21 protein-coding genes and 2 pseudogenes are annotated in these 23,159 nt (G+C 68.6%); 12 read left to right on the top strand and 11 right to left on the bottom strand.

Features of this window, described 5'->3' with window-relative positions; genetic code table 11:
• Positions 1-80: 80 nt before the first annotated feature.
• The 7 genes and pseudogenes from MBELCI_RS13155 to MBELCI_RS13125 form a co-directional block, all read right to left on the bottom strand.
• Complete coding sequence (locus tag MBELCI_RS13155; protein WP_021694731.1) at positions 81-1,856, bottom strand: PQQ-dependent methanol/ethanol family dehydrogenase; 1,776 nt, start codon at positions 1,854-1,856, stop codon at positions 81-83.
• 231 nt (positions 1,857-2,087) lie between these two features.
• Positions 2,088-2,633 carry a tetratricopeptide repeat protein gene (locus MBELCI_RS13150; protein ID WP_021694730.1) on the bottom strand — a complete coding sequence of 182 codons (546 nt, stop codon included), beginning with the start codon at positions 2,631-2,633 and terminating at the stop codon, positions 2,088-2,090.
• A gap of 67 nt (positions 2,634-2,700) precedes the next feature.
• Positions 2,701-3,470, bottom strand: a pseudogene (locus MBELCI_RS13145) (ABC transporter permease).
• Positions 3,471-3,562: 92 nt separating this feature from the next.
• Positions 3,563-4,282, bottom strand: a complete 720-nt coding sequence (locus MBELCI_RS13140) for an ABC transporter ATP-binding protein (protein ID WP_045320152.1) — start codon at positions 4,280-4,282, stop codon at positions 3,563-3,565.
• On the bottom strand, positions 4,279-4,719 hold the full coding sequence (locus MBELCI_RS13135; RefSeq protein WP_021694727.1) for a hypothetical protein: 441 nt from the start codon (positions 4,717-4,719) through the stop codon (positions 4,279-4,281). The genes MBELCI_RS13140 and MBELCI_RS13135 overlap by 4 nt, the downstream gene beginning before the upstream one ends.
• A pseudogene (locus MBELCI_RS13130) lies at positions 4,716-5,692 on the bottom strand (YVTN family beta-propeller repeat protein). The gene MBELCI_RS13135 and the pseudogene MBELCI_RS13130 overlap by 4 nt, the downstream one beginning before the upstream one ends.
• A complete protein-coding gene (locus MBELCI_RS13125; RefSeq protein ID WP_021694724.1) occupies positions 5,689-6,861 on the bottom strand; it encodes an ABC transporter substrate-binding protein in 1,173 nt (390 codons plus the stop codon). Before MBELCI_RS13125 ends, MBELCI_RS13130 begins: the two are co-directional and overlap by 4 nt.
• A gap of 141 nt (positions 6,862-7,002) precedes the next feature.
• On the opposite strand from MBELCI_RS13125, the gene pedF reads away from it, so the two are divergent.
• Both pedF and MBELCI_RS13115 read left to right on the top strand, forming a co-directional pair.
• Positions 7,003-7,683 (top strand): cytochrome c-550 PedF, encoded by a 681-nt coding sequence (gene pedF, locus MBELCI_RS13120; protein WP_021694723.1) that lies wholly within the window; start codon positions 7,003-7,005, stop codon positions 7,681-7,683.
• Entirely contained in the window at positions 7,683-8,576 is an 894-nt protein-coding gene (locus tag MBELCI_RS13115) for a substrate-binding periplasmic protein (protein ID WP_021694722.1), read from the top strand. The genes pedF and MBELCI_RS13115 overlap by 1 nt, the downstream gene beginning before the upstream one ends.
• Positions 8,577-8,580: 4 nt before the next feature.
• Here MBELCI_RS13115 and MBELCI_RS13110 read toward each other — a convergent pair whose 3' ends face one another.
• Together MBELCI_RS13110 and MBELCI_RS13105 are read right to left on the bottom strand one after the other, a co-directional pair.
• The gene (locus MBELCI_RS13110; RefSeq protein ID WP_021694721.1) at positions 8,581-9,462 is read right to left on the bottom strand and encodes an FAD:protein FMN transferase; all 882 of its coding nucleotides are present in this window, start codon (positions 9,460-9,462) and stop codon (positions 8,581-8,583) included.
• A gap of 8 nt (positions 9,463-9,470) precedes the next feature.
• Positions 9,471-11,579 (bottom strand): 4Fe-4S binding protein, encoded by a 2,109-nt coding sequence (locus MBELCI_RS13105; protein ID WP_021694720.1) that lies wholly within the window; start codon positions 11,577-11,579, stop codon positions 9,471-9,473.
• Between the two features lie 135 nt (positions 11,580-11,714).
• Here MBELCI_RS13105 and MBELCI_RS13100 point away from each other — a divergent pair, with 135 nt between their 5' ends.
• The 7 genes from MBELCI_RS13100 (at position 11,715) to MBELCI_RS13075 (ending at position 18,389) form a co-directional block, all read left to right on the top strand.
• Positions 11,715-12,410: a response regulator gene (locus MBELCI_RS13100; RefSeq protein WP_021694719.1), complete on the top strand. Its 696-nt coding sequence runs from the start codon at positions 11,715-11,717 to the stop codon at positions 12,408-12,410.
• A gap of 24 nt (positions 12,411-12,434) precedes the next feature.
• Positions 12,435-13,601, top strand: coding sequence for an FIST N-terminal domain-containing protein (locus MBELCI_RS13095; RefSeq protein ID WP_021694718.1), 1,167 nt, complete (start codon positions 12,435-12,437; stop codon positions 13,599-13,601).
• A complete protein-coding gene (locus tag MBELCI_RS22635) occupies positions 13,598-13,945 on the top strand; it encodes a hypothetical protein (RefSeq protein WP_369385456.1) in 348 nt (115 codons plus the stop codon). Before MBELCI_RS13095 ends, MBELCI_RS22635 begins: the two co-directional genes overlap by 4 nt.
• Positions 13,945-15,807, top strand: coding sequence for a hybrid sensor histidine kinase/response regulator (locus MBELCI_RS13090; protein WP_369385455.1), 1,863 nt, complete (start codon positions 13,945-13,947; stop codon positions 15,805-15,807). The genes MBELCI_RS22635 and MBELCI_RS13090 overlap by 1 nt, the downstream gene beginning before the upstream one ends.
• Positions 15,808-15,926: 119 nt before the next feature.
• Positions 15,927-17,486, top strand: a complete 1,560-nt coding sequence (exaC, locus tag MBELCI_RS13085) for an acetaldehyde dehydrogenase ExaC (protein ID WP_021694716.1) — start codon at positions 15,927-15,929, stop codon at positions 17,484-17,486.
• Between the two features lie 82 nt (positions 17,487-17,568).
• On the top strand, positions 17,569-17,934 hold the full coding sequence (locus MBELCI_RS13080) for a DUF779 domain-containing protein (protein ID WP_021694715.1): 366 nt from the start codon (positions 17,569-17,571) through the stop codon (positions 17,932-17,934).
• 29 nt (positions 17,935-17,963) lie between these two features.
• Positions 17,964-18,389 carry a pseudoazurin gene (locus tag MBELCI_RS13075; protein WP_021694714.1) on the top strand — a complete coding sequence of 142 codons (426 nt, stop codon included), beginning with the start codon at positions 17,964-17,966 and terminating at the stop codon, positions 18,387-18,389.
• 118 nt (positions 18,390-18,507) lie between these two features.
• Here the strand turns inward: MBELCI_RS13075 and MBELCI_RS13070 are convergent, their stop codons facing one another.
• Positions 18,508-18,993 (bottom strand): putative pterin-binding protein, encoded by a 486-nt coding sequence (locus MBELCI_RS13070; RefSeq protein ID WP_045320151.1) that lies wholly within the window; start codon positions 18,991-18,993, stop codon positions 18,508-18,510.
• A gap of 268 nt (positions 18,994-19,261) precedes the next feature.
• On the opposite strand from MBELCI_RS13070, the gene MBELCI_RS13065 reads away from it, so the two are divergent.
• The 3 genes from MBELCI_RS13065 (at position 19,262) to MBELCI_RS13055 (ending at position 22,128) form a co-directional block, all read left to right on the top strand.
• Positions 19,262-19,870: a response regulator transcription factor gene (locus MBELCI_RS13065; protein ID WP_021694712.1), complete on the top strand. Its 609-nt coding sequence runs from the start codon at positions 19,262-19,264 to the stop codon at positions 19,868-19,870.
• A gap of 96 nt (positions 19,871-19,966) precedes the next feature.
• On the top strand, positions 19,967-20,773 hold the full coding sequence (locus tag MBELCI_RS13060) for an alpha/beta fold hydrolase (RefSeq protein ID WP_045320150.1): 807 nt from the start codon (positions 19,967-19,969) through the stop codon (positions 20,771-20,773).
• Complete coding sequence (locus MBELCI_RS13055; RefSeq protein WP_021694710.1) at positions 20,773-22,128, top strand: PAS domain-containing sensor histidine kinase; 1,356 nt, start codon at positions 20,773-20,775, stop codon at positions 22,126-22,128. The genes MBELCI_RS13060 and MBELCI_RS13055 overlap by 1 nt, the downstream gene beginning before the upstream one ends.
• Before the next feature lie 15 nt (positions 22,129-22,143).
• Here the strand turns inward: MBELCI_RS13055 and MBELCI_RS13050 are convergent.
• Positions 22,144-23,159: asparaginase (locus tag MBELCI_RS13050; protein WP_235047642.1), on the bottom strand; the 1,016-nt coding region annotated here is incomplete at its 5' end.

Raw genomic sequence — 23,159 nt, 5'->3', positions numbered from 1 at the left:
GCGAGGCCCCGGATCCCGCGACGGGGTCCGGGACCATTGACGCCAGCGAGGGGCGGCAGACCGCCCCACACCCCCGGCTTTCACTCCGCGGCGGCCAGTTCCGCCAGCGCCTTTGGCAGCTTGAAGGTCCACAGCGTCGCGCCCTGGTTCAGGAAGTTGACCTTCTTGGCCACCTCGCCGCCCCAGAGCGGCACCGCCCCGCCCCAGCCCGAGATCACCGAGACGAACTGTTCGCCGTCCTGCTCCCAGGTGATCGGCTGGCCGACCACGCCGGAGCCGGTCTGGAAGCTCCACAGCTCCTCGCCCGTCGCGTCGTCGAATGCGATGAACTTGCCCTCCGGCGTGCCGGTGAACACCAGTCCGCCCGCGGTCGACATCACCCCGCCCCAGAGCGGCGCGTCGTTCTTGAACTCCCACACCCATTCGCCGGTCGCGGGATCGATCGCCTTGAGGCTGCCGATGTGATCCTCGTAGAGCGGCTTGATGGTGAAGCCCGCGCCCATATAGGCCGCGCCCTTCTTGTAGGTCACCGGCTCGTTCCACATGTCCATGCCCCATTCGTTCGACGGGACATAGAACAGGCCGGTGTTCTCGGAGTAGCTCATCGGCATCCAGTTCTTGCCGCCGAGAAACGAGGGCGCGGCGAAGATCGTCTCGCCCTTGGCCTCGCCGGTCAGCTCGGCAGGGCGGCCGGGGCGGTTCGCCTCGACGAAGATCGGCCGACCGGTGTCGTCGATCCCCTCGGCCCAGGTGATATCCTTCACGAAGGGAAAGGCGTCGACAAAGCCGCCATCCGCGCGGTCGAGCACGTAGAAAAAACCGTTGCGGTCGGCGGTGCCGTAACGCTTGTGGCCGTCGGCGTCGGTGAAGCCCACCACCTCGTTGACGCCGTCGAAATCCCAACCCTCGCGCGGGGTGGTCTGGAAGTGCCACTTGATCTCACCCGTCGCCGGATCGAGGCCGACGCGGCTCGCGGCATAGAGGTTGTCGCCGGTGTTGCCGTCGACCGGCTCGCCCGCATTGCGCAACCAGCTGTTCCACGGCGCGGGGTTGCCCGCCCCGAAGACCAGCGTGTCGGTCTCGGCGTCATAGGAGCCGCCGAGCCATGTCGCGCCGCCGCCGGTCTTCCACATGTCGCCCGGCCATGTCGCGTTGAGCGTGCCGGTCATGGTGCTCTCCTCGCCGTTGAGCGTGCCCATGTGGCCCTCGATCATCGGCCGGGTCCAGACCATCTCGCCGGTCTCGGCGTCGCGGGCCTGCACCTCGCCGACGATCCCGAATTCGCCGCCCGAATTGCCGGTGATGATCAGCCCGTCATGGATCAGTGGCGCGGCGGTGTAGCTGTAGCCTTCCTTGTAGTCGGCGATCTTCTTGTTCCAGACCACGTCGCCGGTCTTGGCGTCGAGCGCCACGAGCCGCGCGTCGAGCGTGCCGAAATAGACCTTGTCGCCGTAGAGCGCGGCCCCGCGGTTGACCACGTCGCAGCACGGCAGGATGCCCTCGGGCAGCCGGGCGTCGTATTGCCACAGCTCCTCGCCGGTCGTCACGTCGATGGCGTAGAGCCGCGAATAGGAGCCGGTGATGTACATCACCCCGTCGTGCACGAGCGGCTGCGTCTCCTGCCCTCGCTGCTTTTCGCCGCCCAGCGCGAAGGCCCATGCCGGGACCAGATATTCGATGTTGTTTCGGTTGAGAGTGTCGAGCGGGCTGTAGCGTTGCAGACTGCGGCCCATGCCGTTGGTGACCACGTCCCCGGTGGTCATGGCGTCGTTGGCGATGTCCTCGTCGGTGACTTGGGCCCGTGCGGCCTGGGTCGTGATCAGCGCGACGCAGGCGGCGGCGATGAAGCGGTTCATATGGGTCTCCTCCCTGGCGTGGTGGCGCCGGGGGCCCGCGCGGGGACACCTTCGCCGCCCCCATGATCGCCGCCGCGACAGGCGCCGGAAATCGGACGATGGTCGTAGCCCGTCCCCCCTGCCAAGGTCGTAGGGGCCGCCTGTCTTGTGCCGGCCATGCGCACCACCGCGCCACCCGGTGGTCCGGATGACGCGCGGTGGCGGGTTGTAACGGTGGGTCGTGGCGCCGGGTCAATAGGCCTTGAGATACTTCCATTCATCGGCGTCGGGCGTGACCTCGTCGGGGTCGTAGCCCGCCGCGCGCAACCGCTGCGCCGCCTCCAGCCCGGCCTTGGCGGCGGCGTCGACCATCTCGCGCCCCCGTTCGGGATCGGCGGCGACGCCGTGTCCCCGGATCAGCGCGAGGCCGTGGTTGAACGCCCCGATCGGGTCGCCTGCCTCCGCCGCGCGGCGGTCCCATTCGGCGGCGGCGGCCGGATCGCGCGGCCCGGCATAGCCGTTCTCGTCCATGTACCCCATCCACGTCATGGCGCGCGCATAGCCCGCACTGGCGCAGGCATCGAAGGTCTCGCGCGCAGGCGCGTGGCGGCCCGATTTGGTCATCAGGTATCCGGCGGCGCAGTTTGTCATGGAGGTGCGGCCCGCGCGGATATCCTCGACGATCCGCCCCATGGTCATTTCCTCGGGGTTGAGGGTCCCCCGCTCCTGGGCGATGAGGGGCGCCGGAGCGAGGGACAGGCCGGGCAGCAGGGCGATCAGCAGGCAGGCAATCCGCATGGCGTGGTCTCCTGAAGGAAAGGATAGGCGACGCCCGCGCCGCGTCACCCCGGACATAGGTTGCAGATCACACGCCGCGCCGCACCAGTCCACGCGCCGGGTCATAGCCCCACAGCGCCAGCGCCACAAACACCGCCGCCGCCAGCCCGGTCCAGCCCAGCGCGGGCCAGTTGGCCTCTGCGTAAAGCGCGAAGCGGATCAGCTCGACCGCGTGGGTGAAGGGATTGACGGCGCAGATGTCGTGCAGCAGCGCACTGGCCTCGGCCATCTTCCATAGCGGATAGAGCGCCGAGGACATGAAGAACATCGGGAAGATCACGAAGTTCATGACGCCAGCAAAGTTCTCAAGTTGCCGCACCGTACTCGACAGTGCGAGGCCCAGCGCCCCGAGCATCAGCCCGGCGGCGAAAAGCGCGGGCAGCACCGCCACATAGCCCGGCCATGGCAGGACGGTGCCAAAAAGCGCGGCCACGGCGAGGAAGGCATAGACCTGCAGGATCGAGATCAGGGTCGAGGCCACGAGCTTGGAGAGCAGGAGCCAGCCACGCGGCAAAGGCGAAGTCAGCAGAAGCCGCATCGAACCCATCTCGCGGTCATGCACGAGGCCGAGCGAGGATTGCATCCCGTTGAACAGCAGGATCATGCCGCACAGCCGGGCACGATGTAGGTCTCGTAGGTGACATAGGTCTGGTAGGGCGGCGTGATCGACAGGCCGAGCGCCGCGCGAAACCCCGCCGCGAACACCAGCAGCCAGACCAGCGGGCGCACCAGCGCCGCGACCAGCCGGCCACGCTGGCCGACGAAGCGCCGTGCCTCGCGCCGCACGATCCAGAGCATCGCCACCGCATGGGCCCGCGCCGCGGAGGGGCGCGACGCCGTGGCGAGCGAGGCGGCTCGTGGGGCGGTGGCGCGCGGGGCGGCGGTATCGGTCATGCGGCCTCCGAGGTCAGCGCGAGGAACCGCGCGGCGAGGTCGCCCTCCGGGGCGATCTCGCGGGCCGGGGCGTCGGCTATGACCCGGCCCCGGTGCAGCACCACGACCTGATCGCCGGGCGCCACCTCGTCTGCCAGATGCGTGGCCCAAAGGACGGTCAGCCCGCCCTCCCCCGCCAGATCGTGCACATGCGCGGTGATCGCCGCGCGGCTCGCGGCGTCGAGGCCCACCGTCGGCTCGTCGAGCAGCAGGACCGAGGGGCCATGCACCAGCGCACGCGCGATTTCGGCGCGCCTGCGGTGCCCGCCGTTGAGATCGCGCGCCCGCTCATGCGCCCGCTCGCCCATCGCCAGCCGGTCGAGCGCCGCGTCGATGCGGCGCGCGGCTTCGCGCCCGGACAGCCCGTGCAGCGCCGCGAAATATCGCAGGTTCTCGGTCACGCTGAGGTCGAGGTCGAGCGTCGTCTGCTGGAACACCACCCCGATTTCGGCCAGCGCGGTGCGCGGGGCGTCGAACAGATCATGCCCCGCCACCTCGATCCGTCCCGCTTGCACCGTCATCAGCCGGGTGAGCAACGAAAACAGCGTCGACTTGCCCGCGCCGTTGGGACCGAGGAGCGCGCAGAACCGCCCCCGGGGCACCCGCAGCGACACCGTCTCCAGCGCCCGCCGGGCGCCATAGGCATGGCTCACGCCGCTGACGATCAATCCGCTCATTCGATCACCACGTCGAGGCGCTGGGTTTCGCCCGTGGTGCCGGGCACCCGGATCTCGTAGCGACCCGGCTTGATCGCCACGAAACCGATCTCCATCACCCCGGCCTCGTCGAACTCGACGCTGTCGAGACCGAGCGGCCGGATCTCCAGACCCTCGATGACGATCTCGTCGATCCATATCGCGCGAAAGAATTCCGGGCCCACCAGCGCCAGTTCCTGACTGCCATCGGCCTCGATCTCGATCTCGTAATAGGTGCCGGATTTGAGCGTCAGCGGCGCCTGGGCCAGCGGCATCCCGGTCGAGAGGGTGATCGGCGGCAGGTCCTGCTTGTTGCTGCCGGACAGGAGCCCGGCCATGCCGAAACCGCCACCATCATGATCGTCGGCAAGAACGGGCAAAGCGGCGAGCGCGAAGACGCTGGCGAGAATGCGGATCATGCGGGGTTTCCCTGTACTGGACGAAAGGCCGCGCCCCATGGGAAGCGGCCGACCTTGATGGTCTTGAGCGGTCGGCGCGCGGCCACGTCGATCACCGTCACGTCGCCCGAGACGCCATTGGTGGTAAACAGCAGCGACCGGTCGGCATTGAAGGCCATGTGCCAGACCCGGCGGCCGACGAGGATGTAGTCCTCGACCTCGAAGCTGCGCGCATTCACCACCGCGACGTGGTTCGACGGCCCCAGCGCCACGAAGGCGGTGCTGCCATCCGCCGTCAGCTCGAAGCCCACGGGCTGCACCCGGTCGGGATGCACGCCCGCAACCTCGAAGCCGATCTTGGCCGTCTCGGCCTGCGTCGCGGTGTCGAACACGGTGATCGTGCCGCCGATCTCGGAGCTTACCCAAAGCTCCGCCCCCTCCTTGACGAATTCGGCATGTCGGGGTCGGGCATCGACCAGCGTATTGGCGAATAGGGTCTGCGTCTCGGTGTCGATCCAATGCGCCATGTTGGTGGTCTCGGAGGTGGTGATCGCGATCCGGCCATCCGGCTCACCGCCATGCCCTCGGGTTCGATGCCGACATCGATCTGCGCGATCACCTCGCGGGTCTCGGTGTCGACCACGGTGGTGATCGCGTCGTCCTCGTTCGCAATGTAGAGCCGCCGGTCGTCAGGGTGCAGCACGAACTGCTCGGGGTCCTCGCCCGATGGCAGATCATGCAGGATCTCTCCGGTTTCGGGGTCCATCACCTGTACCGCGTCGCTGTCCGAGGCACAGATGTAGAGCCGCGAGAAGTCATGGCTGAAGGTCAGCCCGCGTGGCCGCTCTCCCGTGGGGATGGTGCGCGTGACCTCCATCGTCGCCACGTCGATGACGCTGATCGTGTCGTCCTTTTCGTTGGTCACCCAGATTTCGCCCTGCCCTTGGGCGAAAGCGGGCGCGGCCATGAGGGCGAAGGCGATGGCGTGTTTCATGCGGTATCCTCGAAAGCGGTGCAGGTGGTTTCGGGCGCATCGGTGCCGAGCGTGTCCATCTCGCTCGACGGGTGCAGGAAGCCTTCGAGCGGGGCCATGGCGACGACCGCCCGCTCGGTGACGAGTGGGATAGGCTGGCGCATCTGACCGTCCCAAGCGCGAAAGCTGAGCGGACTTCCCAGAAAGCCGCCGAGTTCGAAGGCAGGCCCCAGCAGGAAGGCCCGCAGAATGGCGGGATCGGCAGAGCCGGTCCGGGTCACGGCCTCGCCGATGGCGCGCATCGCGGCCCAGGCGGCAAAGTCGCGCGGGCGCATCTCGCGGTCAGACTGCGCGCGGAACCGCGATTGCAGCTGTGCTGCGCCCCACGCCTCGACCACCGGGGCCCAGGCGACGGGGCGCAACCCTTCCGAGCCCGCGAGCGGGCGCGGCGTCCACGTGTTATAGGCGACGTAGCGCGCGAAATCCCCCGCCTCGTCGGCCACCAGAAGCACGTCGTGTTCGGGCAGGGCTTGGGTGAAGACGGGCACCTCCTGCCCGGCGTTACGGCGGATATCGGCATCCGCCAGCCACGGCGCTTCGGTGCGCAGCTTCAGCCCGAACTTGGTGAGCGATCCGCGCAGGCTCTCGGCGAAATCCGCATCCTCGGACCGCGCGCCCGTAACCATCGCCAGATCGTCCCAGCGCCGCTGCACCAGGAACTGCGCGAGGGCGTCGGTGCGCATCGCGGTCGAGGGCAAGGTATGCAGCACGGCGGCGCGGCAATCCACGCCGCGCAGCCGCGCCTCGGGCGCGGCGGTGTTGAAGATGAGCGCGCCGCGCGCCTCCGGCAGATCGGCCACCGCCAGCATCGCTTCGGCGGGCATGTCGAGGATCAGCGGACCGCCGCGCGCAAGCGCGGCTTTCGCGGCCTCCATGAGGTCTCCGCCCGGCGGCACCGAAAGGGTGTGGAGCCTATAGTCATGCCCGAGAAAGCGCCCGGTGGTCGCGTTGTCCGCAAGGCCGAGCGCCGCGCCTGCACGGCCCTCGTCCTCGGGCCACGTGTCGAGGCTCGAGCGCACCGGAGGGCGGTCGATCTCGGCCCGAAGCCATGTCACCGGCACCTCGATGCCGGCCTGCGCCGTCCCGGCCCAAAGGCCCAGCGCCAAGATGCGTGCCGCGTGACGGATCATCGGTATCCTCCCAATCCCGAGGCTAGCAGCGCCTACGCCCGCCTTCGAATACGACCATGGTCGCGGCCCCGCCGAAGGTCGCATATGCCCCCCCGCGCCGGACGGCTAAGGCTGGAGACGACATTCGCAGGAGGACCCACCATGCCCCGCAAGACCCGCATTCTCGCGACGCTTGGCGCCATCGCCGCCGCCGTCAGCATCGCCCAGGCCGCCGGCCTGCCGCTCGATATCCAGGCGGTGAACACCGACGCGCTGCCCGAGCTCAAGGAGGAATGGCTGACCGTGAACCCCTACCGCGATCAGGGCGAAGAGGTCTGGCAGCAGGCGATCGAGATCGGCGCCTCGGGCTACAACCAGAACTGCGCGCGTTGCCACGGGCTCGGCGCGGTCTCGGGCGGGCTTGCCCCGGACCTGCGGTTCCTCGAGGCCGAGGAGTATGGCGACGAGTGGTACATGGAGCGGTTCCGGCATGGCTTCACCCAGAACGGCGTCACCCGGATGCCAGCCTTCGGCGCGCTTCTGGGCCAGAAGGCCGCATGGGCGATCCGCACCTATCTCGAAACCCGTCCCGACGAGGAAGCGGTGAGCGCGAAGTCCGCCGAGCTGAAGGCGCTTCGCGACACGCTCTCCGATGGCGGCGATCTCGACGCGGAGGCGATCCGGTCCGAGCTATCGGGCATCGCCGAGGAGATCGAGACGCTGTCCGGCGCGCCGATCGCCGATTCCATCGCCTACCGCGCCGCCCATGTCATCGACGGCACGCCCGAAAGCTACCACAAGGCGGCGGAGACGCTGACCGTGGGCCTTTCGGCGGCTCAGTGATGCGCCGCGCAGGCCGCGTGCTGGCCCTTGGCCTCGCCCTCACCTTCGGCGGCGGGTCCGCGCTCGCGCGTTGCGAAGATTACGTGCCGCAGCCCAAGCCCCAGAACGCCGACCGCGACTATATGGGCCAGACCCTCGACGAGATCCTCGATCGGGGCTTCGTCGAATTCGCGGTCTATGCGGATTTCCCGCCATGGTCCTTCGCCGAGGGCGACACCGCCGCGGGGGTCGACGTGGAGATCGGGCGGCTGATCGCCGATGGCATGGGCGTCGAGGCGCGGTTCCGGCTGGTGGCCGCGGCCGAGGACCTCGCCGCCGATCTGCGCAACTGGGTCTGGAAAGGCCCGCTGGTGGGCGGCGGCGTCGCCAACGTGATGCTGCACGTCCCCTATGACAGCGATTTCACCTGCCGCATCGAGCAGGTGATGTTCACCGGTCTTTACGATGTCGAGACCCTCGCCATCGCCTATGACGGGGCGGTGTTTCCCGACGATGCCCCCCTGCCCGCCTATTTCCGGATGCACCGGGTCGGGGTCGAGAACGACTCGATCTCGGATTTCTACCTCTCCGCCATGGCGGGCGGGCAACTCGGTCCTAACATCTCGCGATTTGCGACGCTGGAGGGCGCGATGGCGGCGCTGGCGGCGGGCGAGGTGACGGCGCTGATGGGGCCGCGCGCGCAACTCGAGGCCGGTCTCGGCGGCGCCTTGCTGCATGTGCCGCCCTTTCCCGGCCTGATGAAGCCCGACTGGCCGATCGGCCTCGCGGTGCATCACAGCCACCGGGATCTGGGCTACATGATCGAGGGCATCGTCGCCGAGGCCGTGGCCGACGGGCGGATCGGTGCGATCTTCGAGGCCCGTGGGCTGAGCTGGACCGCGCCCGAGTGGTGAGCACCTAGAGCGTCACCATGTCGCCCGCGCGGTCCACCAGCCTGACCTTGCGCAGCCCCTCGACGCGCAGGCCCTCAATCTCATTGCGCGGCATCAGGCACATCGCGGTCGACAGCGCGTCGGCCAGCGCCGCCGTATCGGCCTCGACGCTGACGCTCGACCACAGCGGCTGCGCGAGACTGCCGCTCAGCGGGTCGAGGACGTGGCTCGCGCCGCCCGGAAGGAGAAGCGCATCGGGGCTGGAGGTGGCGATGGCCCCGCCCGAGAGGCTCACCTGCCCCATGAGCCCTTGCGCGTGGTCCTCGATCCCGATGCGCCACGGCCCGCCCAGCGCCCGCATCTCGCCGATATCGACCAGCGCGCGGCTGAACCCCGCCGCTGCCAGCCCCTCGGCCACGCGGTCGCTGGCGAAACCCTGCGCGATGCCGTTGAGCGTCAACGCCTGACCTCTCCCGAGCCGGATGCCGGGCGCGGTCGTCACCCGGCCCCAGCCAATGCGCGCGGCAGCGTCGCGCGCGTCGCCGCCCTCGGCCAGGGCGCGCCACAGCGGCTGCACCGTCGGGTCGAACCGCCCGCCCGTCGCCGCGACGGCCCGGTCGCACAGCGCCATCAAGTTCGTGAAATCGGCGTCGGGTGCCTTGAGCCGCCCGGTGGCGTTGAGCCGCGACAGCGCGCTGTCCTCGCGGTAGAGGCTGAACAGCGCCTCCATTCGCTCCAGCGTCTCGCGCGCCGCCGCAAGAGCGAGTTCGACCCGGTGGCGCGGCCCCGAAAGCGTGATCGCAGCGGCGGCCCCCAGCGCGGTGCCGCGCCATGTGGCGGCATGGCCCGCACCGGGGGCCGCAATGGCGGCGGCGGTGATCGCGAGAAAGCGGCGACGGCTCGGCATGGCGGTCCTCATTCGGCGATGAGCGGGGCGGCGGAACGGGCGCGAGACGGGCGGCGCGCATCGAGCACCAGCGGCACGCAGCGCGCCGGATCGTCGTGGATCGACACACAATCAAGGCATCCGAAGCATTCGGAATAGTTGACGTGGCCTGACTTTTCGATCGCCCCATAGGCGCATTTCACCCGGCACAGCTGGCACGGCGATCCGCATGGCGCCCGCCGCGCGATCCAGTCACGCCCGCGCAGCAGGCCGCCGATCGCCATCACCGCGCCGAGCGGACAGAGATAGCGGCAGAACCCTTTGAACAGCACCGTGCCGAGCAGCAGCCAGAAGGCCGCATAGGCGACGTAATACCATTCGCGCAGGAAGAAGGTGGTGATCGCGGTTTTGAAGGGTTCGATCTCGGCGGCCTTGTCGACGTGATCGGGCGCGAGGATCACCAGCAGGACGAGGCCCGCGAGAGCGATGTATTTCAGCGATTTGAGCCGCCGATCCCAAGTAGCGGAGGGCCGGATCTGCGGCAGGCGCAAAAGCCGCCCCGCATGATGCGCGAACTCCTGCAGCGCGCCAAAGGGGCACAGCCAGCCGCAAAACAGCGCCCGCCCCCAGATCACGAAGCCGAGGATGGCGGCGCCCCAGACCGCAAGGCCGAAGGGGTCGTAGAGCAGAAAGGCGAAACTGCCGCCCTCGATGGCGGTGCGGATCACGCCGAGCACGGTGACGATCGACAGCTGCCCCTGCCCCCACCAGCCGACGAACCCCGTGACCAGCACCAGCGCCGAAAGACGAAACGGCGTCAGCACCTCGGCCGAGGCCGTCCGCCGCAGCCCTGGCCAGAGCGCCGCGAAGAGCGTGGCAAGCAGCAGAGCCAGCAGGCCCAGATCGGCGGTACGCGCGCGCAACGCCTCGCGCCACGGCGATTGGGCCACGGGCTGGGCGGGTCGCTCGAAGAAACGTTCCGGCGTGGCATGGGCGATCTCGAAGCTGGCCGAGCCGATCTCGGGGCGCAGCATCCCATGTTCGCGCAGCGCCAGCACGTTCAGCGTCCATTCCGCCGAAGGGTCGAAACCGAGCCGCCGGTCGGCGCGCAGGATCATCGCGCGGCCCTCCGGCATGCCCGGCGCCAGTTCCACGAAGATGTCGCTGTCGCGCAGCGCCACCGGCAGGCCGCCTTGATGCGCCGAAAGGAGGTCGGGCGCGGTGTTGCGCACGAAATCCTCGCCCACCAGCCCATGCCGCGCGGATTCGATCAGCAGGATCGGCTCGTCATGCGGCGCGATCTCCGCGAACCGTCCCAGTTCGGCCAACGTTTCCTCGGAGAGCGCCGCGCGGGCGATCGAGGGCGGGCCGAGATCGACCATCCACAGGTCGAGAAACGCTGCGTCGGGGGCGGCGCGCGCCTCCGGGTCGTCATGGCTCCAGATCGTGTCGGCAAAGCGCGCGTTGAGCTCGGCGTTGCGTACCACGGCATGAGTGACGATGTCCTGCGCCACGAGGTCGTCCCATGTCAGCGCCTCGACATGGTCGGGGTCGGGCCGCGAGGGCGGGGCCGAGGCGATGCCCTGCATCTTCTCGCGTGCCACCTTCAGCGCGGCGGCGAGGATCGACTCGTGGGCGATCCGCACGCTCGCCGTCGCCTTGGTCACCCCGTCGAGATAGACCAGCGAAGAGCCCGCCCCCGCCGCCCCGTAAGGCGTGCCGACCACCAGGCTGTCGGCGATGGACAGCCCGCCATATTGCTCGAGAAACCCGCGCAGCGGCGCTTCGCCCAGACCCGAGACGAAGATCGGCTCGTTCTGCGAGACCAGCCGCACGTCGATGAAGCGCCCTGCGAGATCGAGCGTCACCAGCATGTCGATCGGCGCACCCGAAAACCCCGGCAGCGGCGCGAGAGGCTCGGTCTGGAACACGTAGCCCGCCTGCGTCCCGCCCGAGTTCAGCAGGCTCCAGACGCCGTCCTCGCCGATCGGATCACCCAGAGAATAGGGCGGCACGATCATCTCGGCCAACGCCTCGCGCGGCAGCGTGCCGAGACGATGCGTATCGGGCGCAGCGAGGCCCGGCACGGCAAGGGCGTGCGCGAGGAGAAGTTGCAGGAGTACGAGAACGAGGCGCATGTCCAACTGCTACGCCCGGCGACCGCGCCGCGACATTCGACCTTGGTGCCGGAGCGCGGTCATGAGACCTTTGGCCTATGTCTGGTCCGCGCGCAGCCTGATAGCCTGACCGGGACGCACCAACGGAGCGGGATCATGGCGCAGGAGAAGCTACAGGCCGAGACGGCGTTCCGCCACGCGCTGGTAATCGACGACCATCCGCTGTTCTGCGACGCGCTCGGACTGACGCTGCGCCATTTCGCCGGGATCGAGCGGATCGACACCGCCGACCGGCTCGAGGCGGCGCTGGCGCGGCTCGGCGCGGGCGAAAAGCCCGATGTGATCCTGCTCGACCTGCACCTGCCCGACGTGTCGGGGCTCGACGGGCTGGTGCGGCTGCGCCGGGTCGCGGGGTCCGCGCCGATCGTCGTGGTCTCGTCTCTCGCCGACCGGCAGGTGGTCTCGGCGGCGATCCGCGCCGGGGCACGCGGCTTCGTGCCCAAGCACAGCGACCGCGAAGTGTTCCTGACCGCGTTCCGGATCATCGCGGCGGGCGGGCTCTACCTGCCCGAAGGGATGGACCTGCCCGACGCGCCGGGGCGCGGTTACGAGGACGCGCTCGACCGGCTAGCGCAGCTGACGCCGCAGCAGGCGACGATCCTGCACAGGATCTGCTGCGGCGCGATGAACAAGCAGATCGCCTACGACCTGTCGATCGCCGAAACCACGGTGAAGGCGCATGTCACCTCGATCATGCGCAAGCTGGGCGTCCAGACCCGGACGCAGGCGGTGCTGCTCGCCAAGGAGGCGAGCTTTGGAAACATGTTGCCTGACCCACCGCTGCGGCAGTAGCCTCCGGCCGAGGGAGGACGAGGGATGGAGCTTTGCGCCACCGCGCCCGGGGAGGGGCGCCTCGGCGACGCCACGGTGATGCGCACCGCCAGCGTCTCGGCCTTCGAGCCTGAGGCGGCGCAGGCGTTGATGCGCGCCCTTGGCCCCGGCCCCTTCGCATTGGTCATGATCTTTGCCGCGCCGCGCGCACCGCTCGAGGACATCGCCCGCGCCGCCCGCGCCTGGCCCGGGGCCAAATGCGTCATCGGCTGCACCACGGCGGGCGAGATCACCGGCGCGGGCTATGCCGAGGACGAGATCGTCGGCATCGGCCTGCCTGCCGAATTGTTCGAGGCCGAGATCATGGCGATCCCGGATCTCGCCCGGATCGGTGGACGCGACATGGTCGGCGACATGACCCAAATCCGTCAGAGGCTCGAGGGCCGCCGCCGCGACTGGCCTTCGGAATTTGCGATGCTGCTCGTCGACGGGCTGTCGCGGCGCGAGGATGCGCTCGCCGCCGCGCTGTCGGCGGGGATCGGGCGGGTGCCGCTGTTCGGCGGATCGGCCGGCGATGGAGAAGCCTTCGGCGAGACCCGGGTGCTGATCGACGGCGTCTGGCAGCAGGACGCCGCCGTGCTGGCCTTTGTGCGCACCGCCTGCGGCGCCTCGGTGTTCAACCTCGACCATTTCGACCCGACCGAGGAACGGATGATCGTCACCGAGGCCGACCCCGAGGCCCGCGTGGTGCGCCGTCTCAACGGCGAACCCGCCGCGCGCGAATACGCCCGTGTGCTGGGGTTCGACCACGCGCAGCTTTCGGCCTTCACCTTCGCGGCGCATCCTCTGGTAGTGCGCATCGGCGGGCGTCACCACGTCCGCGCGATCCAGCGGATCGGTGAGGCAGGTGAGCTGATCTTCTATGCCGCGATCGACGAGGGCATGGTGCTGTCTCTGGCCGAGCCACGCGACATCGCCCAGCATCTCGACACCGCCTTTGAGGAGATGGCGCGCGAGGCCGGGCCGCCCGCCGCGATCCTCGCCTTCGACTGCATCCTGCGTAGGCTCGAAGCCACTGAAAAGCAGATGGGCGGCCAGATGAGCGCGGTGCTGCGCAAGCACCGCATCGTCGGCTTCTCGACCTATGGCGAACAGATGAACGGCCTTCACGTGAACCAGACGATGACGGGCGTGGCCCTCTACCGCCCGTGACGCAGGACGCGGCCGCCACCCATGCGTTCCTCGATCCCGAGGACAGCCTCGAGCGGCAGAACGAGAAGCTGATCCAGATCGTCGATGCGCTGGTGCGGCAAGTCGAGCGCGGCGGCTCGGGCTCGGGCGAGGCCTATGCCCAGTTCCGCCGCGCCGCCCTGCTCGAGGAGCAGGTGCAGGCGCGCACGGTCGAGCTTGAAAACGCGCTGGAGATGCTCAACCGTTCCAACGCCCGTCTGGCACAGGCGATGCGCGAGACCGAGGCCGCGCGGCGCGACCTGTCGACCGCGATCGAGACGGTGCAGGAGGGCTTCGCCATGTTCGACCTCTCCGGCGCATGGTGATGTGCAATTCCCGCTTTGGCATGCACATGGAGGATCTGCGCGATACGCTGCGTCCCGGCCTGCGCTTCGACGACTACATCGCCCATGTCGCAGGCTCGCGTTCGCTGTCCCTGCCGCTCGGCGAGACGCCGCAGATGTGGCAGGCGCGGCGGCTGGCGCGGCACGACGACCGGCACGCGATCTTCAACGTCTCTCTGGCAGGCGACCACTGGGTGCAGGTGAGCCAGCACCGCACGCCCGGCGGCGGCACGGTGATCATGCAGACCGACGTGACCGACATGATCCGCGCCGAGCGGCAGGCGCGCGAGCGGATGCTCGACGACCAGTCGCGCATGGCGCGCGCCACGCTCGACCACATCAAGCAGGGGATCTGCATCTTCGACGGCAGGCTGCGGCTTGCGGGGTGGAACGACGGTCTGAGCCAGCTCATGGGCGTGCCGACGCCACGGCTCAGGCGCGGACTGCAGTTTCCGGCGCTGTGGCGGATGATCGACCAGGATTTCGGCCTTGATGGAGACATGACGATGCAGCGGCTCACGACGTGGGTCGAGGCACCGGTGGCACGCCAGCCGCTGCGGTTCCGGATGCGCAGCGAGGACCAGCGCTTCATCGACGCGAGCGCCCAGCAGATGCCCGATGGCGGCTTCGTCTTCAGCTTTACCGACATCACCGCCGAACGCCGCGCGATCCGTGACCTCGCACGCACCAACGAGGCGCTGGAGGAGCGGGTCCGCGCGCGCACGCTTGAACTCGAGGACGCGCTGGAGCGGGCGGGACGCGCCAATGCCAGCCGCTCGCGCTTTGTCGCCGCCACCAGCCACGACCTGCTGCAGCCTCTCTCGGCGGCGAACCTGTTCCTGTCGGCGCTGGCGCATGACGACCCGGCCAACCGCGAGGTGCTGGGCAAGGCGCATGACGCGCTGCACAGCGTCGAGGCGATCCTGCACGCGCTTCTCGACATCTCCAAGCTGGAGCTGGGCCACGCCTCGATGGATGTGGGCCCGGTGGCGCTCGGGCCGGTGCTGGCGCAGCTGCACGACCAGTTCGCGCTGCAGGCGCAGGCCAAGGGGCTCAGGCTCGACATCGTGCCCACCGGTCTCGTGGTGTCGAGCGATCGGACCTATCTCAAGCGGGTGCTGCAGAACCTGATCGGCAACGCGGTGCGCTATACCGGGACGGGCCGCGTCCTCGTCGGTGCGCGACGGCGCGGCGGCGCGGCGGTGGTCGAGGTCTGGGACACCGGACCCGGCATCGCCGAAGAGGACATGCAGACGATCTTTCGCGAATTCTCGCGGCTCAATGCCCGCGCCAGCGCCTCCGAGGGCATGGGGCTGGGCCTCGCCATCGTCGAGCGCGCCTGCGCGATCCTCGGCCATCCGCTCGACGTGGCCTCCGAGCCGGGCCGTTTCACGCGGTTCAGCGTCGGCGTGCCCGTCACCATCGCCCGCGCCCCCGACGCCGAGGCCCCGGGCCGGGCGCTGTCGGAGACGGGCGGCGGGCCCGAGCGGGTGGCGCTTCTGGTCGAGAACGACGCCGAGGTGCGCCGTGCCATGTGCCACCTGCTGGAGCGCTGGGGTCTCACCGTGCTTGACGTCGAGAGCGGCGAGGCGGCGCTGGCGCTGCTCGATGAGACCGGGGCCGAGCCGGATTTCCTGCTCGTGGACCAGCAGCTCGGGGCCGGGATGACCGGGCTCGACACCATCGCGGCGCTGCGCCTGCTCCTGCCCGACCGCCCCTTGCGCCTCGTCACCGCCGACCGCTCGCCCGAACTGCGGGACGCGGCGCGGCAGGCCGGGGTGACGATCCTGCCCAAGCCCGTCTCCACCCATGATCTGCGCCGCTTTCTGGGACGCGGCGGCTAGGCCCACCTTGGTCGTACGACCATGGCCGCATTTCTGGATCGCACCGCTTTGGGCATCCTCGACCGCAGACGCGCCCCCCGCACCGATGCGGGGTCCGGCGTTCCTGTAGGGAGGACATCATGAACATCCAGACGCAGACCGCCCCGAGCCGCCAGGTCAGCTCCGCGCTCGACACCAGCCATCTCGGCGTGCCGTTCCCGTTCAAGTCGCGTTACGGCAACTTCATCGGCGGCCGGTTCGTCGAGCCGCGCTCGGGCCGGTATTTCGAGAACCCGACCCCGATCACCGGCGAGGTGATCTGCGAGATCGCGCGCTCCAACTCCGACGACGTGGAGGCCGCGCTCGACGCCGCTCATGCCGCCTTCCCGACCTGGGGCAAGACCTCGCTGGGCGAGCGGTCGAACATCCTCAACAGGATTGCCAACGTCATGGAGGAGAACCTGCAACTCCTCGCCGCCGCCGAGACCATCGACAACGGCAAGCCGATCCGCGAGTCGGTCAACGCCGACCTCGCGCTGGCCGTCGATCACTTCCGCTATTTTGCGGGCGTCATCCGCGCCGAGGAAGGCTCGATCGCCGAGATCGACGCCAACACCTATGCCTACCACTTCAATGAGCCCTTGGGCGTGGTCGGCCAGATCATCCCGTGGAACTTCCCGCTCCTGATGGCGACGTGGAAGATCGCGCCCGCGCTGGCTGCGGGCAACTGCGTGGTGCTCAAGCCCGCCGAACAGACCCCCGCCTCGATCATGGTGCTGATGGAACTGATCGGCGAGCTGCTGCCGCCGGGCGTACTCAATATCGTGCAGGGCTTCGGGCTCGAGGCCGGCAAGCCGCTCGCGCAATCCGACCGGATCGCCAAGATCGCCTTCACCGGCGAGACCACGACCGGCCGGTTGATCATGCAATACGCCTCGCAGAACCTGATCCCGGTGACGCTGGAGCTCGGTGGCAAGTCGCCCAACGTCTTCTTCGAGGACGTGATGCAGGCCGATGACGCCTTCTTCGACAAGTGCCTCGAAGGCTTCACCATGTTCGCCCTCAATCAGGGCGAGGTCTGCACCTGCCCCTCGCGCGCGCTGATCCAGGAATCGATCTACGACGACTTCATCGCCCGGGCCATCGAGCGCGTTGGCAAGGTGGTGCAGGGCAACCCGCTCGACATGAACACGATGATCGGCGCACAGGCCTCGACCGAGCAGATGGAGAAGATCGGCTCCTATCTGAAGCTCGGCCGCGACGAGGGGGCCGAGGCGCTGATCGGCGGCGAGGTGGCCAAGATGGGCGCGGGGCTCGAGAACGGCAACTACATCCAGCCCACGGTCTTTCGCGGCAACAACAAGATGCGGATCTTCCAGGAGGAGATCTTCGGGCCGGTGCTCTCGGTCACGACTTTCCGCGACGAAGCCGAGGCGCTGGAGATTGCCAACGACACGCTCTACGGCCTCGGCGCCGGTGTCTGGACGCGCGACGGCTCCCGCGCTTTCCGCATGGGCCGGGCGATTCAGGCGGGCCGGGTCTGGACCAACTGCTACCACCAGTACCCCGCCCACGCGGCCTTCGGCGGCTACAAGCAGTCGGGCATCGGGCGCGAGAACCACAAGATGATGCTCGACCACTACCGCCAGACCAAGAACCTTCTGGTCTCCTACGACCAGAATGCGCTGGGCTTCTTCTAGACCTGGCTCCTCCCCCCCCCCGGACCGGCGAGCTCCCGCGTCGGTCCGGGCCCCTCCCCTTCTTTTACCGGAGACGAGGCCCATGGCCGACACGACAGCGGACACGAGCGGTGCGGGCCGCGCGATGGTGAGCGCCACCGACGCCGCGCTCGACCTTCTCGCCGAGATCAAATCCCGCCACGGCGACGACCTGCTGTTTCACCAATCGGGCGGTTGCTGTGACGGCAGCGCACCGATGTGCTTTGCCGCCTCGGACTACATGGTAGGGCCGCAGGACGTCTGCCTGGGGCGCATCGGCAGCGTGCCCTTCTACATGAACCGCGACCAGCACGACCGTTGGAAGCACACCACCCTGACCATCGACGCGGTCGCGGGCATGGGTGGCATGTTCTCTCTCGACAACGGCACGGGGCGGCGGTTTCTCACCCGCTCCGAGGTCTGTCTCTGATCCCCATTCCCGACCAAAGGATGACTCCGATGCGCCTGACCGCAACCCTCGTGCTCGGCCTCTTCATGGCCACCCCTGCCCTCGCCGAGACCCATCTGGTCCAGATGCTCAACCGCGACGCGGCAGGCGACATGATGGTGTTCGAACCCGCCTATCTGGAGATCGCGCCGGGCGACAGCGTCACCTTCGTGCCGACCGAACGGTCGCACAACGCCGAAAGCGTGGACGACATGCTGCCCGAAGGGGCCGAAAGCTGGGTCGGCAAGCGCGACGAGGAGATCACGGTGAGCTTCGACCAGCCGGGCTACTACGGTTTCAAGTGCAAGCCGCACGAGGCGATGGGCATGGTCGGGCTGATCCGCGTCGGCGATCCCGACACGGTACCCGGGATCGGCAAGCTGCGCGGCAAGGGCAACGACCGGATGCAGGCGCTTCTGGCGCAGGCCGGGGGCTAGGTGCGCTTTGGCGATCCGTGCGGGCGGCACGTCTCGTAATCTCTGCCGCCTCGCGCATGGCCGCCGAGGCCCCGGTCGGGCAGTCGTCAAGGCCCCCGCGGCAGGTCGGTGATGGCGTTCAGCGCGCGATATTCACCTGGGCGAGCTGCCAGATGCTCCGGGCGAAGGTCGCTTCGGTGCGATATTGCGCGCCGCGATCATAGGGATAGACAAGCCAGTAGGGTCCCTTGTCGCGCACCTGCATGGTTTCGCCGTTCACCCGGGTCGCCACCATGGGCGAGGTCGCGTCGATCTCGTCTATCGGAATCTCGATCCGGTAGTCATTGAGCGCGACCAGTTCGACCTGTTCGGCCTCCCCCGACTCGGTGCCGACGGATTCGATGAGCGCCGCCAGCGGCACGCCCGAAAAGCGCGTCTCGCCGTCGGTCCAGATCGTGCCGGTCACGAACTCCTCCTGCGGCAGCGCGTCGAGTGCCGCGAGGTCGAGTTCTACCACGGCCAGGTCCGGGCCAGTGACCCGCAGCGCCAGCGGCTGCGCAAAAGCGGTGCCGGCCAGCATCGAGAACACGGTGGCGGCCACGGCGGTTGCATGGGTTCTGATCATCACGAATCATCCCTCGGCTATGCTCGAAGCACCTTGGGGCAGGTCCCGGATTCGAACCACATCGCTTCCGAACAGGAACCTATCCCATGAGATAGGGCTGCTCTCCGGTTGGTAAATCCGCTCTGATTTTAGAGAAAACCGGGCCCTGACGCACCGTCATACGGCTTTGGCTGGCCACGGAGCGCCGAAACTTCCCGAAACGGCAACGAATCTGGGGCATGATCGAAATGGCCTGTCAGGGCCTTGTGAGCAACAACCGGAGACCCCGATGCGTATCCTGATCGCGGATGACCATGACCTCGTGCGGGAAATGATGGCTGCCTATCTCGAACGGGATGGCGGCATGCAGGTGATGCAAGCCAACAGCTTGGAGGCGGCATTGCGCGAGATACGGCGCAGCGGACCGTTCGAACTGGTGCTGCTCGATTACCTGATGCCGGGCATGCGCGGCCTCGAAGGGTTGAGTGCCGCGCTCTTGGAAAGCGGCGGCAACCCGGTGGCGCTCGTCTCGGGCACCGCGGGGCGGGGCATCGCGGAGACGGCGCTCGCGGCGGGGGCCGCGGGGTTCCTGCCCAAGACGATGCCTGCCCGCTCGCTGGTCAACGCGGTCCGGTTCATGGCGATGGGCGAGACCTATGTTCCGCATGATTTCATGGTCGGCCGCGACGAGGAGAACCCGTCGCTGTCGCACCTGACCCCGCGCGAGAGGCAGGTGCTCGAAGGTCTCACGCAGGGCAAGTCGAACAAGGAGATCGCCATCGACCGCGAGATTCAGGAGGTGACGGTCAAGCTCCATGTCAAAACCCTGTGCCGCAAGCTGGGGGCCCGCAACCGCACCCAGGCCGCGATGATGGCCCGCGATCAGAGCCTGCTCTAGACCTCGGCCTTGCACTGGATCGGAAGGAGGGGGCATGGAAACCATCCGTCTTCCGGCATATCATGGGTGGGGCTTGGACAGTCGGGATGCGGTTCGATGACAGCGATCTTGCGCAACAACGTTGATGTGGACGGACCTGTCAGCGCCGGACCGATGGTGTTCGTGCATGGCTTCGGCTGCGATCGGTCGATGTGGCGCGACGTGGCGCCCGCTTTCGTGCAGACGCACCGCATCGTCACCTATGATCTCACCGGCATGGGCGGCTCGGATCTGTCGGCCTACGAGCCGCGGCGCTATGCCGATCTTCAGAGCCATGCCGACGACCTGCTGGAAATCCTCGAGGCGCTGTCGCTGCGCGACGTCTGCCTCGTCGGGCATTCGATCGGGGCTTCGATCGCGCTTCTGGCGGCCAACCGCGCGCCCGAACGGGTGTCGCGGCTGGTCATGGTGTCGCCCAGCCCGGCCTTTCTCGATGATGCCGAGGCCGGGTACCGGGGCGGATTCGGCCGCGAGGAGATCGAGGGGCTGGTCGGACTTCTCGAGGAGAACCAACTCGGTTGGTCCATGCAGATGGCTCCGACCATCACCGGCCAACCCGTTGAGGCGCCATCGACCGAAACGCTCACGCAGAGCTTCTGCCGCACCGATCCCGAGATCGCGCGCCATTTCGGTCGGGTCACCTTCTTTTCCGACCGTCGCGCCGATTACGAGCGCGCGGCCTGTCCGGTCCTGATCCTGCATTGCAGCGACGACGCGCTCGTGCCCATGAATGTGGCCGAATGGATGCGCGACCGGGTGCCGGACGCCACGCTCGAGGTACTCGAGGCGAGCGGTCATTCCCCGCACATGACCGTGCCGGACAAGGTCGTGAAGACGATCCGCCAGCATCTTGGGACGGCCTGATGTCCTTCGAAAGAGGGGACGGCCTCGATGTGGCGACGGAACTGATCGAGGACGCCCCCTGCGGCATCGCCGTCACGGACCCCGACGGACGCCTGCGCTATGTGAACAAGACCCTGACCCAATGGCTCGGGCTGCCGCCTGGGGGCGATCCCTCGCGCGCGACCTTTGCCTCGCTGCTCACCGGGCCGGGGAGGATATTCTACGACACCCACATGGCGCCGATGATGCGGCTTCAGGGCTTCGTGCGCGAGATATCCTGCACACTCGACGTGCAAGACGGGCCGCCCTTGCCAGTGATGCTCAGCGGTGTCGCCCGGCGCGACGCCCAAGGGGTCTGCACAAGGTTCGACTACACCGTCTTCGACGCGCGTGAACGGCGCGCCTATGAGGAGGCGCTGCGCCGCGCCAAGCGCGAGGCGGGCGAGTTGGCGGCGATCGTCAGCAGCTCCCCCAACGCCATCCTGCGCGTCGATTCCGGGGGCTGCGTGCGCAGTTGGAACAACGGCGCGGTCCGGCTTCTGGGACGCTCGGCCGAGCAGGCGCTGGGTCGGCCCGTCGCCGAGGCGATCCAGCTGCTGGACCGGCCCGACTGGTTCATGCGCGAGGCCCGCGCGCTTCAGGACGAGGCGGAGATCTCGTTCGAGGCCCGGCATGCCAGCGCGCGCGATTTCGAGGTCACTCTCGCGCCGATCGGCGAGCGCGGCCTGCCCGGTGCCTCCGAGGACTGGTCGGTGATCCTGCGCGACGTCACGCGCCGCAAGCAGGCCGAGCGCCGCCTGCAGGTGATCTTCGACGAGATGCGGCACCGCATGAAGAACACGCTCGGCGTCGTCGCGGGCATCGCGCGCCAGACCCTGCCGCGCCCGAGCGCCGAGCAGCTCGTCTCGCGGCTTCAGGCCCTGTCCTCGGCCCATGACGCCCTGATCCGGCCCGATGATGACATCGGATCAGAGCCAGTGGTCGAGATCGGCGCGCTGCTGGCGTTCTCCTGCAAGGCGGCGGGCGGACCCGCACGGTTCGTGATCCAAGGACCACGGGTGCGGCTTTCGGCCCGGCAGGCGACCTCGATGTCGATGGCGCTGCACGAGTTGGTCACCAACGCGCTGAAATACGGCGCTCTTTCGAGCGAACAGGGACAGGTGCGGGTCGATTACACCTTGGACGGCTCCGGCGAAACCGGACCCTTCCGGTTGCGCTGGCGCGAGGTCGGGGGCCCGCCGGTGACGCCCCCGACGCGGCAAGGCTTCGGCTCCAAAATGATCGGCCTCGTGCTGCAGGCCGAACTGGGGGCCGAGGTCCGCTCCGAATTCGCCCCCGAGGGGTTTCGCTTTGAGGTGGCCTTCACAGCGGGCTGAAGGAACGCGGACGCCTCAGCCGAGCGCCGCCGCGATGTCCTCGCGGCTCGCCCCCTGCCCCAGCAGCACCGACAGCAGCAGACGCGCCTTGAGCCCCGACAGCGTGCCGGTCAGCATTGCGCCCGCGGCAACCATCGTGGCACCGCCGCTATCGGCGCCATAGACCGCATGGGTGCGTCCCTCGACGCAGCGCGAGGCCAGCAGCACCGGCACCCCGGCCTGCGTGAGCCGTGCCACCACGGGCGCGTAACCGCGCGGGGCGTTGCCGCGGCCGAAACCTTCGATCACCACGCCGCGTGCGCCATTGGCCTCGCAGAACTCGAGAAAGGCCGGGGTCGTGCCAAGCGCGAGCTTGACCAACTCGACTTCCGCGACCAACCCCGCATCCGCCAGCACCCGGCGCGGGCCGGGCTGGCGATAGACATGCACCTCGCCGAGATCCACCTCGCCCAGCTTGCCCAGCCCGGGGCTGCGGAAGGTGTCGGTGCGCGCGCTGTGCATCTTGGTCACATCGCGCGCGGCGTGAATCTCGCCCTCGAAGACGATCACCGCGCCGATGCCGCGCGCTACGGGAGACGCGGCGACGCGGATCGCATCGGCGATGTTGCGCGGCCCGTCGCTGTCGGGATCGCCCGCGTGGCGCTGCGCGCCGGTGAAAACGATGGGCTTGTCCCCCGCCACGAGGAGGTCGGCAAGATAGGCACTCTCCTCCATCGTGTCGGTGCCGTGGGTGACGACGACGCCCGCGCAATCGGGCCGCTCCAGCGCCGCGCGGATCGCCGCCACGAGACCGTGGGCATCCGCGAGGGTAAGCGCGAAGCTGTTGAGTTCGCGATACGCCTCGACCCGGACCTCGATGCCGTTCAGCGGATCGTGCAGCATCTCCATCAGGGCCGCGCCGGGCAGAGAGGCGGTGACCGCGCCTTCGGCCTCGGAATGGCGCGAAGCGATGGTGCCGCCCGTCGAAATCAGCGTGACTCCGGTCATGATCCGTCCTTCAACTGCTTGAGACTTGGTGCCCGTGGCCTGCC

This window comes from Limimaricola cinnabarinus LL-001 (assembly GCF_000466965.1).
Taxonomy (GTDB): Bacteria; Pseudomonadota; Alphaproteobacteria; order Rhodobacterales; family Rhodobacteraceae; genus Limimaricola; species Limimaricola cinnabarinus.
Note: the sequence above shows the minus strand (reverse complement) of the source record. Positions and strands in the feature narration are given on the sequence as shown.